Source organism: Microbacterium sp. NC79, from assembly GCF_019061125.1.
Classification (GTDB): Bacteria; Actinomycetota; Actinomycetes; order Actinomycetales; family Microbacteriaceae; genus Microbacterium.
Genome location: NZ_JAHQYI010000002.1, coordinates 258,581 through 273,461, shown reverse-complemented (window position 1 = coordinate 273,461; position 14,881 = coordinate 258,581). Strand labels below are relative to the sequence as shown.

The 14,881-nt window shown below is 63.3% G+C and carries 14 protein-coding genes; 9 read left to right on the top strand and 5 right to left on the bottom strand.

Annotated elements, in window-relative coordinates:
* The first annotated feature begins 17 nt into the window (after window positions 1–17).
* Both purM and purF read left to right on the top strand, forming a co-directional pair.
* Window positions 18–1,166, top strand: a complete 1,149-nt coding sequence (purM, locus tag KTJ77_RS11560; protein WP_217338690.1) for a phosphoribosylformylglycinamidine cyclo-ligase — start codon at window positions 18–20, stop codon at window positions 1,164–1,166.
* 6 nt (window positions 1,167–1,172) lie between these two features.
* The gene (gene purF / locus KTJ77_RS11555; protein WP_217338689.1) at window positions 1,173–2,633 is read left to right on the top strand and encodes an amidophosphoribosyltransferase; all 1,461 of its coding nucleotides are present in this window, start codon (window positions 1,173–1,175) and stop codon (window positions 2,631–2,633) included.
* Window positions 2,634–2,757: 124 nt separating this feature from the next.
* On the opposite strand, the gene KTJ77_RS11550 is transcribed toward purF, so the two are convergent.
* Complete coding sequence (locus tag KTJ77_RS11550) at window positions 2,758–2,955, bottom strand: DUF3073 family protein (protein WP_217338688.1); 198 nt, start codon at window positions 2,953–2,955, stop codon at window positions 2,758–2,760.
* 128 nt (window positions 2,956–3,083) lie between these two features.
* On the opposite strand from KTJ77_RS11550, the gene KTJ77_RS11545 reads away from it, so the two are divergent.
* Window positions 3,084–3,629: a universal stress protein gene (locus KTJ77_RS11545; RefSeq protein WP_217338687.1), complete on the top strand. Its 546-nt coding sequence runs from the start codon at window positions 3,084–3,086 to the stop codon at window positions 3,627–3,629.
* A gap of 304 nt (window positions 3,630–3,933) precedes the next feature.
* On the opposite strand, the gene KTJ77_RS11540 is transcribed toward KTJ77_RS11545, so the two are convergent.
* Window positions 3,934–4,548: a PadR family transcriptional regulator gene (locus KTJ77_RS11540; protein ID WP_217338686.1), complete on the bottom strand. Its 615-nt coding sequence runs from the start codon at window positions 4,546–4,548 to the stop codon at window positions 3,934–3,936.
* On the bottom strand, window positions 4,545–5,456 hold the full coding sequence (locus tag KTJ77_RS11535) for a DUF4097 family beta strand repeat-containing protein (RefSeq protein ID WP_217338685.1): 912 nt from the start codon (window positions 5,454–5,456) through the stop codon (window positions 4,545–4,547). The genes KTJ77_RS11540 and KTJ77_RS11535 overlap by 4 nt, the downstream gene beginning before the upstream one ends.
* A gap of 163 nt (window positions 5,457–5,619) precedes the next feature.
* On the opposite strand from KTJ77_RS11535, the gene KTJ77_RS11530 reads away from it, so the two are divergent.
* Both KTJ77_RS11530 and dcd read left to right on the top strand, forming a co-directional pair.
* Window positions 5,620–6,372: a MerR family transcriptional regulator gene (locus KTJ77_RS11530; protein ID WP_217338684.1), complete on the top strand. Its 753-nt coding sequence runs from the start codon at window positions 5,620–5,622 to the stop codon at window positions 6,370–6,372.
* Window positions 6,373–6,453: 81 nt separating this feature from the next.
* A complete protein-coding gene (dcd, locus tag KTJ77_RS11525; RefSeq protein WP_217338683.1) occupies window positions 6,454–7,059 on the top strand; it encodes a dCTP deaminase in 606 nt (201 codons plus the stop codon).
* Between the two features lie 120 nt (window positions 7,060–7,179).
* On the opposite strand, the gene KTJ77_RS13730 is transcribed toward dcd, so the two are convergent.
* The gene (locus KTJ77_RS13730; protein ID WP_217338682.1) at window positions 7,180–8,007 is read right to left on the bottom strand and encodes a tetratricopeptide repeat protein; all 828 of its coding nucleotides are present in this window, start codon (window positions 8,005–8,007) and stop codon (window positions 7,180–7,182) included.
* Window positions 8,008–8,094: 87 nt separating this feature from the next.
* Between KTJ77_RS13730 and KTJ77_RS11515 the strand changes: the two genes are divergently transcribed.
* Window positions 8,095–9,528, top strand: a complete 1,434-nt coding sequence (locus KTJ77_RS11515; protein ID WP_217338681.1) for an MFS transporter — start codon at window positions 8,095–8,097, stop codon at window positions 9,526–9,528.
* 802 nt (window positions 9,529–10,330) lie between these two features.
* Here the strand turns inward: KTJ77_RS11515 and KTJ77_RS11510 are convergent.
* On the bottom strand, window positions 10,331–11,203 hold the full coding sequence (locus tag KTJ77_RS11510; RefSeq protein WP_217338680.1) for a hypothetical protein: 873 nt from the start codon (window positions 11,201–11,203) through the stop codon (window positions 10,331–10,333).
* 125 nt (window positions 11,204–11,328) lie between these two features.
* Between KTJ77_RS11510 and KTJ77_RS13470 the strand changes: the two genes are divergently transcribed.
* The 3 genes from KTJ77_RS13470 to KTJ77_RS11495 all read left to right on the top strand — a co-directional run bounded on the left by KTJ77_RS13470 (window position 11,329) and on the right by KTJ77_RS11495 (window position 14,877).
* On the top strand, window positions 11,329–11,925 hold the full coding sequence (locus tag KTJ77_RS13470) for a MarR family winged helix-turn-helix transcriptional regulator (protein WP_254367770.1): 597 nt from the start codon (window positions 11,329–11,331) through the stop codon (window positions 11,923–11,925).
* A gap of 490 nt (window positions 11,926–12,415) precedes the next feature.
* The gene (gene dnaK, locus KTJ77_RS11500; protein WP_217338679.1) at window positions 12,416–14,272 is read left to right on the top strand and encodes a molecular chaperone DnaK; all 1,857 of its coding nucleotides are present in this window, start codon (window positions 12,416–12,418) and stop codon (window positions 14,270–14,272) included.
* A gap of 8 nt (window positions 14,273–14,280) precedes the next feature.
* Window positions 14,281–14,877 carry a nucleotide exchange factor GrpE gene (locus KTJ77_RS11495; RefSeq protein ID WP_217338678.1) on the top strand — a complete coding sequence of 199 codons (597 nt, stop codon included), beginning with the start codon at window positions 14,281–14,283 and terminating at the stop codon, window positions 14,875–14,877.
* The last annotated feature ends 4 nt before the right edge of the window (window positions 14,878–14,881 follow it).

The following is a 14,881-nucleotide window of genomic DNA, read 5'->3' as shown; positions in this document are numbered from 1 at the left end:
CAGGTAGGCTGTCACTCGTGGCCGATGCATCTCAGGCAAACGATTCCCCCCTCTCCGCTTACGCGGCGGCAGGTGTTGACACCGTCGCCGGCGACCTCGCTGTCGAACTCATGAAGAACGCGGTGCGTTCTACCCACGGAGCCGAAGTGCTCGGTGGTGTCGGCGGCTTCGCCGGCATGTTTGACGCCAGCGCCTTGCGTGACTACCGCCGCCCGCTGCTCGCAACGAGCACCGACGGTGTCGGCACGAAGGTCGCCATCGCGCAGGCCATCGACAAGCACGACACCGTGGGTCAAGACCTCGTCGGCATGGTTGTTGATGACATCGTCGTGGTGGGCGCCAAGCCCCTCTTCATGACCGACTACATCGCCACCGGCAAGGTTGTGCCCGAGCGTATCGCCGACATCGTGCGCGGTATTGCTGACGCGTGCTCGGCAACCGGTACCGCTCTTGTGGGCGGCGAGACGGCAGAGCACCCGGGACTCCTCGGCCCCAACGACTACGACATGGCTGGCGCTGCCACCGGTGTGGTCGAGGCCGACAACGTGCTCGGTGCTGACCGGGTGCGCGACGGTGACGTCGTGCTGGCCCTCGGTGCGAGCGGCCTGCACTCCAACGGCTACTCACTGGTGCGTCACATCATCACGGGCGCCAACATTTCGTATGGCGACAACGCTGCCGACTTCTCAACCACGTGGGGCGAAGCACTGCTGGAGCCGACCCGCCTGTACACGACGCCGCTGCTGAAGCTCATTGATGAGCTGGGCGACGCGGTTCACTCCCTCAGCCACGTCACCGGCGGCGGAATCGCGGCAAACCTTGCGCGCGTGCTCCCGACCTCCGCATGGTGCGACGTTGACCGCTCGACGTGGTCACCGCTTCCTGTCTTCCGCGTGCTCACTGACCTCGCCGGAATGCGCTTGGAAGACACCGAGGGTACGTGGAACCTCGGCATTGGCTTCCTCGCTGTTGTCGACGCGAGCCGTGCCGCTGACGCCATTGCGGCGATTGCCCGTCAGGGCATTGACGCATGGCAGGTTGCCACCGTACGCATGACCGATCGCCCTGACGGCGATTATGAACAAGGCGCTAAGGGCGTCGATGGCGGCGCTGTCCGCCTCGTGGGCTCCTATGCAGATTCCACCTCCGGAAAGGGCGCGGAGTAACACCCCATGTGCGGCATCGTCGGAATGGTCGGCTCCGGCCCGGTCAATCAAGACATTTACGACTCCCTCGGTTTGCTGCAGCATCGTGGCCAAGACTCCACAGGTCTGGCCACGAGCGAGCCCAATGGTGTCTTCCACATCATCAAGGCCAAGGGCATGGTGCGTGAAGCTTTCCGCACCCGGGACATGCGCAACCTCATGGGCAACGTCGGGCTCGGCCACGTGCGTTACGCCACCATGGGTGCCGCCGCAAACGAAGAAGAGGCTCAGCCGTTCTACGTCAATGCGCCCTACGGCATCGTTCTCGTGCACAACGGCAACCTCACCAATACGCGTGAGCTGACCGAAGACCTATTCAGCAAAGACCGTCGCCACCTGAACACCACGAGCGACACTGAACTGCTCGTGAACGTGCTCGGCTCCGAGTTGCAGACGGCCATCGCTGGCCCAGACCTTGACACCGCGCAGATCTTCGAAGCGGTGCGCCGCGTTCACGAACGCGTCGAAGGATCGTACGCGACGATCGCCCTCATCGCCGGACACGGCTTGCTGGCATTCCGCGACCCGTACGGCATTCGCCCGCTCATTATGGGCAAGCGCACGGCTGCCAACGGCAAGACCGAGTGGATGGTTGCTTCCGAATCGCTCGTTCTCGAAAACGGCGACTACGACATCGTGCGCGATGTCGCTCCAGGTGAAGCGATCTTCATCGACAGCGACGGCGTCATGACCGCGCAGCAGACCGCGGCGGCCACGCGCCTCGCGCCCTGCTCGTTCGAGTACGTGTATCTCGCCCGCCCCGACTCGATCATGAACGGCATTTCGGTCTACGAAACGCGTCTGCGCATGGGCGACCGGTTGGCCGCAACCATCGCCAAGCACGTTGACGTATCTGAAATTGACGTCGTCATGCCGATCCCGGACTCGTCGCGGCCGTCGGCAATGCAGGTCGCGCGTCGGCTGGGCATCGAATACCGTGAGGGCTTCTACAAGAACCGTTACGTCGGCCGCACCTTCATCATGCCTGGCCAGGCGACGCGCAAAAAGAGCGTGCGCCAGAAGCTCAACGCCATGTCGACCGAGTTTCAGGGCAAGAACGTTCTCCTGATCGACGACTCGATTGTGCGCGGAACCACGAGCAAGCAGATTATTCAGATGGCGCGTGACGCTGGTGCGAAGTCTGTTATCTTCGCGTCGGCCGCTCCTCCCGTGCGCTACCCGCACGTATACGGCATCAACATGCCGAACCGTAATGAGCTTGTCGCGCACGGCCGGACGATTCCGGAGATCGCGGAAGAGCTTGGGTGCGATGGCCTGGTGTACCAGGAGGTCGAAGATCTGCGGTCTTCGATCCTTGAGGGCACCGACATCACCGAACTCGACATGAGCTGCTTCGATGGCAACTATGTGACCGGTACGGTCACCGACGAATACCTTGCCTGGGTGGAGAAGGTTAAGTCCAGCTGACACGTGAAAGCGGGGCCTGGAATCCAAGCCCCGCTTTCACACACAGGTATATTGTCATGCGAATTCAGCACACTAAAGAATCGTGCCACCGCAAAGGTGACGCGATCTTGCTAGAACGACTCGACTACGCGGTTTCCCGAGTATGCGAGTCTTCGTCCTCGTCTTCGTCCGCATACATGTCGGCCCACTTGTCGACATACTCCGCCTCTTCAGCAGGTGCACCGATCTCACGCTGCAGCGCGGCGACGTTAAGGTCCGGGCTGAAGGACTTGAGTTCGCGGGCGAGCTTAGTGTGCTTCGCCTTCTGACGGCCACGCCCCATGCGCAACCCCCTCACGAGTTCACTGCGGGTGGTCAAACCCGACTATTCACGATTCCGACTCTGGGTCGGTAAGAGTAAAGTCCAGGATACCATGACGGGGCACAGTCGCCCTTGCAGAGAGGACAGCAATGAGTACTTCACCTGCGCAAGACCCCGTACTTGATCCGTTTGATGCTGACGCGGTTCGCGGTGCCGTGGTTGTCGGCCTGATGCCCGGTCAAAATCCCCGTGTCATCAAGGAAGCGGCCAAGTACGCCACCCTCCTTCAGGTGCCCCTCGTGGGTGCCTACGTCGATACGACGCGCTTCGTCACATATGAAGAGCCGGGCGGAACGGTGCACTCGGCGGCTCTTGATCTCTCCATCGAAGCGAAACAGGTTGATTACGAGCGGCTCGTCACCGAAACCCGTGCCGCACTCGAAGGCACAGACACCGTCTGCGTCGTTCGAGAGCTTGTCGGTGACCCGGCATTCGCGATCCGTGACCTCGCCGACGCGGTGGGCGCAAAGCTCATCGTGGTCGGAACCCGTCGCCCCGGAATTGGGGAGACGCTTCGCGAGTTCATTACTGGTTCCGTCGCTGCGCGCCTAGCGCACCGGCAGAAGCGCAATATTCTCGTGGTTCCGCACGGCGACGTGATCGATGACGACGCCCCGGAGTTCCCCGCCGCCTAACCGCACCGACGACGATCGAACGTTGCGGCGTGGTACCGCGGAGCGCGGGATAGCTCCGGGAATATCTCCGGGCCGCCCTCCGGGCGGCCTGCCAGACCACCAATATTCCCTCCGCCATCCCGCACTCCTTGTGACGTCGGGTTGCGTTGGGTGGGTGGCTGAGTCAACGACCGGGGGCTCCGGGCCGAACGTTATGCAACGTCGGCGGGGCAAAAACCCCACCAACACCCCAGATTTCTGCGACATAACGTGTTTGCCGTGACATAACGTCGCGGCGAGCGGAACCATGGGGCTGGGTTTCGGCTCAATGACCCTGGTGAAGGGCCGCCACCAGATCACGGGCGGCGGCGTCGATCGCGTCGATGAACATCGTGATGGCCTCGGCGTCGATCGTGCCGCCCCGCGCGACCTGGGTGCGGAGGTCTGTGCGTACGCGTCCGCGGAAGTCGGTCAGCGCGGCGTCTGCCCGGTGTAGCTGCTCGCGTGCCTGGGTGCGCGCATCCGTGCGCGGCGGTGCCGGTTGGGCGGCGGAACGCATGGACTGCGCCGCAGCGGCGAGGTCGGCATTGAGTGAGCGCATCGCATCTTGCACGCTGGAGCGCACGCCATCGGCAATGAGTCGTACCGAATCGGCGAGGCCGGATTCGATGTTCTCAATATCGCCGCGGCGGGCATCCACCTCGGCGCGTCCGGCGTCGGTGATCTCGTAGATCGTCTTGCGGCCGTCGACCGTTTTCGTGACGAGCTCTTCTTCCTCCAGCTTCGCGAGCCTCGGGTAGATGGTTCCGGCGCTCGGCGTATAGGTTCCGCCTGTGCGGTCCGTCAGTGCCTGGATCAGGTCGTATCCGTGCCGCGGCCCCTCGTCGAGCAGCAGTAGCAGATACAGGCGCAGGTCACCGTGTTGGAAGACGGGGCTCATGACGCGCTTCCTTCGGTGCCGTACGACTCGTCGCTCGGCGTGCTCTGTGGTTCCGTTGCATCAGCGGAACCACTGGTGCCGCTGGGTGCCGCCGTCGCCGGAGCGGCGCGGCGGAGCACGGTGACGCTACCTGAGACAGCGTTGACGCGGGCGTCGACGAACTGTCCGGAGAGGTCGCCGCGTGTGGCGGTGACGTTGGAGGGGCCGACGGTTGTGTGTTGTGAACCGTCGAGCAGAATCTTGCCGCTCACCGTGCGCATGACGTAATTGGCGGCAAGGCTATCGTCGAGGCGAATCGTGGAGTCGCCTGACACCGTGTTCAGGCTGATGTCGTGCACGTATCCGCTCGCGTCGACGAGCATGTCGCCTGAGACGGTGTCGATCGATACTTTGGGCGGGGTTCCGACCACGGTGACATCGCCCGAGACCGTGTTGGCGGTGAAACGACCATCGAGGTCACGCACCTGCGTCTCGCCAGAGACCGCGTTGACGGAGAGGTCTCCGGTGAGGCCGTCAACGACGATATCGCCCGAGACGGTGTTGAGCTTCGCCCCGTTTTCCAGGCCAGCGACGAGTGCGGAGGCGCTCACGACACCGAGGGTCAGCGCCACACTGCGCGGCACGGCGACGGAAATTTCGGCTTTTGGGCCGGTGGCCGTGAAATTGCGGAACACCTCGAGGAAGTTGTCCCACCGCAATTGGGCGTGGTCGATCTCGAGGAGATCGTCGGTGAGTTCGATGCGCAAGTCTTTTTGCGTGACGCTGTGCACCTCGATGCGAATGGTCGGTTCGTCGTGTGCGATGACGTCGACCTGACCACCGACCAGGCCAATCTTGACCTTCGGGGTAGCGGGAACGTCAATAACGCGCGTGTCACCGGGGCTAATGAGCCACTTTTCTACGGGCATGATTGCTCCTTCATAAGAACTCGCGATATATCGCGTTGGGAAACAATAACACGATATATCGCGAGTTCGACCGTGCTGTTAGAAAACTTTCGGGTTTTCGCCGCGATTGGGCTTGACCTTGACGTAACGGAAGGTTTTATCGTCAGATGCGAAAGGAAAACGCATGGAATGGTCGATCCAACAGATAGCCAAGCTCTCCGGTACGACGAGCCGCACGCTGCGTCACTATGGTGACCTCGGGCTGCTCACGCCAGCACGCACGGGGGCAAACGGCTACCGCTATTACGACGACGACAACCTCGTCACCCTGCAACGCATTCTGCTGTTGCGCGAGATGGGATTGGGCCTCGACGACATCGCTGGCGTACTGGCGCGTGATGTCAGTGAAGAGCGTGCTCTGCAGTCGCACCTGACGTGGCTGCGCCAAGAGCAGGATCGCATCGCCCGACAAATCGCGGCGGTCAACACCACACTTCATGCTCGCAAGGAAGGAGTGCCCCTCGTGGCAGAAAACACATTCGATGGCTTTGAGCATACGAAACACAAAGGGGAGGTCGAACAGCGTTGGGGAGCCGACGCCTATCGCCGCTCTGATGAGTGGTACCGCGGCATGAGCGACGCCGAGCGTGGCGACTGGCGCGCGATCGTGCAATCGCTCAACGCCGATTGGACTGATGCTGCCCGCCGCGACGTCGATCCGGCAAGTGACGAAGCTCAGCAACTGGCGGCGCGCCACGTTGCCTGGCTGACGTCGATTCCCGGAACCCCGGCTGGCGACGGTGGCGACCTGGTTGGCTATGTGACGGGGCTGGCAGACATGTATGTCGCTGACCCTCGATTTGCCGCAAACTATGGCGGTCAATCGGGTGCGGAGTTCGTGCGTGACGCGCTCAAGCTCCACGCTGAGACGCTGTAATCCGGTGTACCGCAGGCCCCAGCGTGCGCAAGTTGAGGCAACATGGCGGCAGAGAGCGGCCCGGCATCGTAGGCTGGTGCCGTGCTGCTCTCTGACCGCGATATTCAGGCCGAACTGACCGCTGGCCGCATTGGCCTCGAACCAAGCGATGCCGCGATGATTCAGCCGTCGAGCGTCGACGTGCGTCTCGACCGCTACTTCCGGTTGTTCGACAACCACAAGTACCCGTTCATCGACCCGGCTGAAGACCAGCCTGAGCTCACTCATCTCATCGAGGTCGATCCGACGGAACCGTTCATTCTGCACCCTGGCGAGTTCGTGCTCGGCTCAACGTACGAGCAGATCACGCTGCCAGACGACATCGCGGCACGCCTCGAAGGTAAGTCGTCGCTCGGCCGCCTCGGCTTGCTCACGCACTCCACTGCCGGCTTCATCGATCCCGGCTTCTCCGGCCACGTCACACTGGAGCTCTCCAACGTCGCGACTCTGCCGATCAAGCTGTGGCCAGGCATGAAGATCGGTCAGCTCTGCTTCTTCCGGTTGTCTTCGCCCGCGATCAACCCCTACGGAACCGGCGCGTACGCGAACCGCTACCAGGGACAGCGCGGCCCGACGGCCTCCCGCTCATTCCAAAACTTCCACCACACCGATGTCGGCGTCACCGACGCCGGTGCACGCGGCAACTAGGCGTTCTTGCGATCCCGGTGTTCCGCCGGGGCTCGGCCTGTGGTTGCGGAACCACGGGCTAACGGTGGTGCGTTCTGGACTTCCGGGTGTTGGTTCCGGAACCACGGCGCGGGGTGTGCTTCACACCTCGAGCGGGCGGTTCGCCAGTTCGTGAGCCCGGCGGGCGTATCGCGCGCTTTTGGCATCGTTCTGCTCGACGCCCTGCCCCGTGCCGTACATTCGTGCCAGCGTCGCCGCCGCTCGCACACTGCCGGCCTCGGCGGCGCGCAGATACCAGGTGAGCGCCCGGCTCGGATCACGACTGATGCCCGTGCCCGTGGCATAAGCGCCGGCGAGGTTTGCCATGGCGCGCGCGTGTCCGAGCTTGGCAGCCTGGTGCAGGCGGGTCATCGCGGTGTTGAGGTTGGCCGGACCCGTCAGGCCGGTTGCGTCGTAGACATACAGCTCGAACAGCGCGTCGGCCGAACCCGCATCTGCAGCGGCTTGCATCATGGCGCGCGCACGCGTCGGATTCGCCGCATACCCTTGACCGCTGGCGAGCATGTATCCGGTGAAGACGATCGCTTCCACGCTCGGAGCGGTGCGCAGGAGATCGTTCAGGCTTGAGGCCGCTCGTACATAGTGCTCCGCCGTGAGGTCAGGCGGGAGAAAGTGCACGGCGCGCGCATAGGAGAGCGCATCGGAGTGGCCGCCCGCTTTCGCAGCCGCAGCCAACACCTCGAGCGCTTCAGCCAACACCTCGCGCTGCCCGTTCGCGGTGCGAATCAGGTGGCGACCGAGATCTCCGCCTGCCGCAGGAATGCCATCGGCGAGCGCGCGACGCAACAGCGTCGTGATTTCAGCCGTGTTTTTGCCTGCCGCATCCGTGGTTCCGGCGCTCTCATCCGCCATCAGGGCGCGCGCCTGCATCCACGCGGAGTGCGCCTGCCCCAATACGGAATCGCTCACGGTCCCCTCCTTAGCGAGTCACCACACAATAACAAGTTCGTGGGGTGGGTTAACTGTGCACATGCCGCGACCCACTAGGGTGAGCGCATGAGTGATCACCTCCCGACGAACCGCAAGATTCCCACCGTGGCAAACACGGGGGCGATCGCCCCGATCGGGCTGGAGCTCAACGAAGACCGCGACATCCCCAAGAAGCAGATCTGGTCATGGGCGATGTGGGACTGGGCGACCCAACCGTTTAACAGCGTCATTCTGACGTTTGTGTTTGTCGCCCTGTACCTGGTGGGCGACGATTTTCTTGCGCCGTCGATTGCCGCGCTCGCCGACGATGCCCCGGAGAAGGAGCGTGCGCTCGCCGAGCTGAGCGCGGTTCTGGGCTGGGGTGGGACCATCGCCGGTATCTTTATTGCGGTGCTCGCGCCGGTGCTCGCGCAGCGTGCAGACGCCGCGGGGCGGCGCAAGCGCTGGCTGTTGATCTACACCGGTGGCCTGATCGTCACGATGTTCCTGCTGTACTTTGTGCAGGCTGACCCGGCGTACTTCATGCTCGGTGTCGTGCTGATTTCGGCTGGAACCGTCTTTAGTGAGCTCGCCGGCGTCAACTATAACGCCATGATTACGCAGATTTCGACGCCGAAAACGGTCGGTAAGGTCAGTGGTCTTGGCTGGGGTCTTGGCTATATCGGCGGCATTGTCGCGCTGGTCATTGTCGTCGTGCTGAACACGTTCGACTGGTTCGGCATGGACACCTCCAACGGCAACGCGTACCGGCTGATTGGTGTCGGCGCTGCGGTGTGGGCCTGCATTTTTGTGATCCCGATGATCCTGAATGTGCCGGAAACCCCGCGCCTGCAAACCAAGCCACGCGGCGGCAACTGGATCACCGACTTCCTCCTCAGCTACCGCGACCTGTACGAGCACGTCAAGCGCATCTTCCGCGAATCACGCCCGACGTTCTGGTTTTTGGTGGCCTCTGCCGTGTACCGCGATGGGTTGAGCGGCGTCTTCACTTTTGGTGCCGTTATCGCCGCACGCGTCTATGGTTTCTCCGCGAACGAGGTCATCATCTTTGGCATCGCGGCGAACCTCATCGCCGGAATCGGAACCATCATCGCCGGCCGCCTTGACGACATCTTCGGACCGCGAAATGTCATTGTCGGCGCGCTGACGGCGCTGCTCGGTGCGGGACTGCTGGTGTTCTTCCTGCACGATGCTGGTTCCGTTGTGTTCTGGATCTGCGGCATGATTCTCTCCGCGCTCGTCGGCCCGGTGCAGGCGGCATCGCGTTCGCTGCTTGCTCGAGTGACGCCTGCTGGGCGTGAGGGTGAAATCTTCGGCCTGTACGCCACGACCGGTCGCGCCGCGAGCTTCCTCGCCGCGATGCTGTGGGCCATCTTCACGTCGGCCATGGGCGCGATCTACTGGGGCATCCTCGGCATCATGATCGTCATCGGCGCGGGCCTCGTGCTCATGCTCTTCGTCAAGATGCCGCCGATGGGCACCCGCGCGACGCGCGCCTGACTCGGGTTTCTCGAGCCGGGCTCCCTTGTAGGGGCCCGGCTTCGCCGTTGTGTAACTGCCGAATCGAGTAAGGGCATCGTGCGTGCAGGTGTGCTGACGAGCTGACGAGGTGCCGCGGACCCTTCATACGCGCACCATGGTTCCGCAGTTCCGCCACGGGCGCGCACCACGGGTCCGATTTGTCCGCTCGCCGTTGTGTAACCGTCGGACGATTCGGGTGACACGCCGGGTGGAACCGTTCTAACCCGCCAAGTGGAGGCAATTGGTCCGACGGTTGCCCCGTTTACGGCGATTGCCGCTCCGCCGCTGCCCCCCGTCACTGGCGCGCATCATGGTTCCGCGGTTCCGCCACAGGCGCGCACGGCGGGTCCGCGGGTCCGCTCGTCGTTGTGAAGCCGTCGGACGAATCGGGGGGACACGCCGGGTGGAACCGCTCTCGAGTGTCGTGGGCGCGGGATTGTCCGACGGTTGCTCCTGGCGGTCGCGATTTGGCGATTCGTCCGTGACATTTCGGACACCGGTGCGCCCCAGGGCGTGAGCTGACCAAATGTCCGGCCAGTTCGCGTGACACGCGGAACGGCGCTCGTCCTGTGGCTACTTGTCATCGAGGGACCGGACATTTGGTCGTGGCTGGCTTGCCACAGGTCGAACAATTACGGTAGCTAGGTCGCGGGCGGGCTGGCGTGGGGGTTCCGGAACCATCTGTGCGGCGTGCGATGGGCTGCGGTTCGAAAAGTGGTGCGGCGAAACGGCAGAATGCGGGCCCTGGAGGGTCCGCATTCTGGTGGATGTGGGGAGTGCGTTAGCGCTCGGTGTCGGTGCTTGTGGAGTCGAAGTCGTGTGGGCGTCCGTGACGGCGGCCGAAACCGCGGCCGCGCGGGTTGCCCTCGCAGGTGTGGCCATGCTCGCCGTGACCGCCGTGACCGGCGTACTCGCCGTGATTGTCGTGATTGCCGTGACCGGCGTGACCGGCGTGACCGTCATGCTCGGCGTGGCCATGTGCGTGTGGGCCATGCGCGCATCCGCGCCCGCCAGGCCCGGTGTGACCGTCGTCGGCGTGACCATGCCCATCATGGCCGTGACCGTGACCGTGTGGGTCGCGCCCGTGGCCATATCCGCGCCCATGGCCGCCATGGGCGCCGTGCCCGCCATTGCGATGGTGGCGTGAATGGGGATGGCCGCACCCAGTACGCATTGAGTCGTTCCCGCGCATACCCATGCGCTCGCGCATGGGGCGTCGCTGTGCGCGGCGTGCGGTGCGAGCAGCGTCGGGGCCACCGAGCGAATCGATCGCCGTGGTCAAAGCCTCCGCGAGTTCGGAGTTTTCGGTGGTGTCACCGACGGCGGACGCGACGATGGCGGTCAGGCGGGCGCGCTCGGCATCGCCAGCCGGGGTCAAGCGCCAGGCCTGGTCGGTGGACGTGAGCCATCCGCGCGCCGCAAACGTGGCGGCGATGGTTCCGGGCTGCGCGACCTTGATGTCGAGGCGGCGGCGCATGTGGTGCGTGCGATGACCATCGGCTGCGTTAGCCGATGCGATGCGCTCGAGCAGTCGAAGCTCGCGCGTGCTGCCGGCCGCGTGCAGAGCCTCAGCCGTTGCGGTGGCAACGAGGGCCTGCGCGTCTCCGAGGAGTGTGCCAAGCGGTCGGCCGGTGGGGGAGTCTGGGGGAGTCATTGGGGTGTTCATGGAGTCCTTTCGTGGATCGCAGAACCTTTCGCGATCTCAATGCATGTCATATTGCATGCATGTACTATGACATGCGAATTAACTACATGTCAAGTTGCATGTAATCTGGACGCATGACAAAGCCCGACGACAACGAGATCGATGCAATTGCGGCGGCGCTCGCTGTCATGCGGGCGAGTCGTGGCGGCCCTCGTGGAATGCGCCCGGACGCGGCGCATCGTGCGCACGGCGACCACGCGCACGGTGACCACGCGCATGTCGACCAGGCGTACGGCGACCATGTGCACGGCGACGATCCACTTCACGGTCACCGTGGCCATCGGGGTGATCGTGGTGCCGGAGGGTTCGGCGCCCACGGCGGCCGTCATGCCGCAGGCCCGGCACGCATGCGCATGCTCGAGGCGCTTGCGGCGTCGGGCGAACCCATGTCCATTAGTGCCATCGCCGAGCTCGTTGGGGTTGACCAGCCGCGTGCATCCCGCCTCGTGCAGCAGGCTGAGATGATGGGGTTTGTCGCGCGCGAGGTTGACCCGGATGACGCCCGCCGCACCCGCGTCGCACTGACCGAACAGGGCCGCACCGTCGCGACTTCCATGCGTCGCGATCGTCGCGACCGCATCGGCACCGCGCTCGAGCAGTTCACCCCCGAAGAGCGCGCCGATTTCGCCCGCCTCTTCACGAAGTTCGCCAGCGCCTGGGCTGACCGCTAACTCATTGCCCGCGGTCATCGCCGTGCCGAGTTGCCAAATGTCGAACGGCCCGGCTTGACACGCCGCGTGACACCGCCCGCATGCCTCTTTCGTGACCACCTGTTCGACATTTGGTAACTCTCGTGACCCGCGCCGTGGTTCCGGAACCGCGCGAGCGTATGAGAGGGAGCACAGCGCCGCAGCGGCTCGCTCAGATGCCGAAAGTTTCCGATCTCATGCGGGTGGGTGGCCGTCGTCAGCCATACGCGCGGACCTTTCGGCGAACGAGCCTCATTCCTGAGTGTGAGCTTTGCGTTTTCAAAGTTGAGCCTGATTGACTCAACTTTAAATTGACAATCGAAAAGCGCGGATCTAACATTGAGTCATCAAGGCTCAAGTCTTGAGAAACCCCTCATCGAATCGGTGAGGACCCCAGATTTAGGTTGCGGCCCAGCAAGGGCGAGCCACCCGCCTCGGAGCATCACACCTGCGGGGCATGAAAGGAAAAACAATGGCACGTGCAGTAGGTATTGACCTCGGTACGACGAACTCCGTCGTCTCGGTACTCGAGGGTGGCGAGCCGAAGGTCATCGCCAACGCCGAAGGTTTCCGTACGACCCCGTCGGTCGTCGCATTCACCAAGGATGGCGAGGTGCTTGTCGGTGAAACCGCTAAGCGCCAGGCCGTCACCAACGTTGACCGCACCATCGCGTCGGTCAAGCGCCACGTCGGCACGGACTGGACGTTCGACGTCGACGGCAAGAAGTACACGCCGCAGGAGATCTCGGCCCGTATCCTCGGCAAGCTGAAGAAGGATGCTGAAGAGTACCTCGGCGACACCGTCACTGACGCTGTCATCACGGTTCCGGCCTACTTCAACGACGCTGAGCGTCAGGCAACGAAGGACGCCGGTGAGATCGCTGGCCTCAACGTTCTGCGCATCATCAACGAGCCCACCGCTGCGGCTCTCGCATACGGCCTCGACAAGGGCAAGGAAGACGAGCTCATTCTGGTCTTCGACCTCGGTGGCGGTACGTTCGACGTCTCGCTGCTCGAAGTGGGCAAGGACGACGACTTCTCCACGATTCAGGTTCGCGCAACCTCCGGTGACAACCGCCTCGGTGGCGACGACTGGGACCAGCGCGTCGTCGACTACCTAATCAAGCAGTTCAAGGACACCACGGGTGTTGACGTCTCGGGCGACAAGATTGCCCTGCAGCGTCTGAAGGAAGCAGCTGAGCAGGCGAAGAAGGAGCTCTCGAGCTCGATGTCGACGTCGATCAACCTTCCCTACCTCTCGCTGACCGACTCGGGTCCCGTTTCGCTGTCGGAGACGCTGACCCGCGCGAAGTTCGAAGACCTGACGAAGGATCTCCTCGACCGCACGAAGAAGCCGTTCGAAGACGTGATCCGCGAGGCTGGCGTCAAGGTTTCTGACATCGACCACGTCGTTCTCGTCGGTGGCTCGACCCGTATGCCGCAGGTTGCTGAGCTCGTGAAGACGATGACCGGTGGACAGGAAGCCAACAAGGGTGTCAACCCGGATGAGGTCGTCGCCGTCGGTGCAGCCCTGCAGGCCGGTGTGCTGAAGGGCGAGCGCAAGGATGTTCTGCTCATCGACGTCACCCCCCTGAGCCTCGGTATCGAGACCAAGGGTGGCATGATGACGAAGCTCATCGAGCGCAACACCGCCATTCCGACTAAGCGTTCGGAGACCTTCACCACGGCCGACGACAACCAGCCGTCGGTTGCGATTCAGGTCTTCCAGGGTGAGCGCGAGTTCACCCGCGACAACAAGCCGCTCGGAACGTTCGAGCTCACGGGTATCGCTCCGGCTCCCCGTGGCATCCCGCAGATCGAGGTCACCTTCGACATCGACGCAAACGGCATCGTGCACGTGTCCGCTAAGGACAAGGGCACGGGCAAGGAGCAGTCGATGACGATCACCGGTGGCTCGTCGTTGCCGAAGGAAGACATCGAGCGCATGGTGCGCGAGGCTGAAGAGCACGCTGCTGAAGACAAGAAGCGTCGCGAGTCGGCAGAAACGCGGAACCAGGCTGAGTCGCTTGCGTACTCGATTGAGAAGCTCATCAAGGAAAACGACGAGAAGCTCCCCGCTGACGTGAAGGAGTCGGTCCAGGCTGACGTTGACGCTCTGAAGACGGCTCTGGCCGGCGAAGACGACGACGCGGTGAAGACCGCCTTCGACAAGCTGAACGAAAGCCAGGGCAAGTTGGGCGAAGCAATCTACGCTTCGAGCCAGGCTGAGGCTAACGCCGAGGCGCCCGAGGCTGACGCTGAGGCACCTGCGGCTGATGACGATGTCATCGACGCCGAGGTTGTCGAAGACGAAGACGACAAGAAGTAAGAGGAATCATGTCGGACGAGAAGGATTTCGACCCGTCGAATGCTTCGTCCGCAGAGCCGGGGTCGGAGGCACACGCCTCCGACCCCGCTTCGCAGGACGACGAGCTGACCGTTGATGACATCCTCGGCGCGGCGCAAGACGCCGACGTCGCCGATGCGGATGCCGCAGCTGATGCCGCACTGGCTGACGCTGAGAACGCGATGCTCAACGACCTCAAGCGACTGCAGGCGGAGTATGCAAACTACCGTCGTCGCACGGAAGAGCAGCGGGAGATTGAGAAGCAGCGCACCAAGGGTGACGTTGTGAAGTCTCTCCTGCCCGTGCTTGACGATTTGGACCGTGCGGAAAAGCACGGCGATCTGGCTGAAGGCAGCGCGTTTGCTGTCATTGCCGAGAAGGTTCGCGCGCTCGTTACCCGTCAGGGTGTCGAGTCATACGGCGCCGTTGGCGATGTTTTTGACCCACAGCGCCACGAAGCGATCTTCCAGCAGCCCACCCCGGGTGCCACGGAAATCACCATCATCGACGTTGTCGAGGTGGGATATCAGCTCGGTGACGTGGAGCTGCGCCCCGCCAAGGTCGTTGTTGCGGTTCCCGCCGAATAGGCGA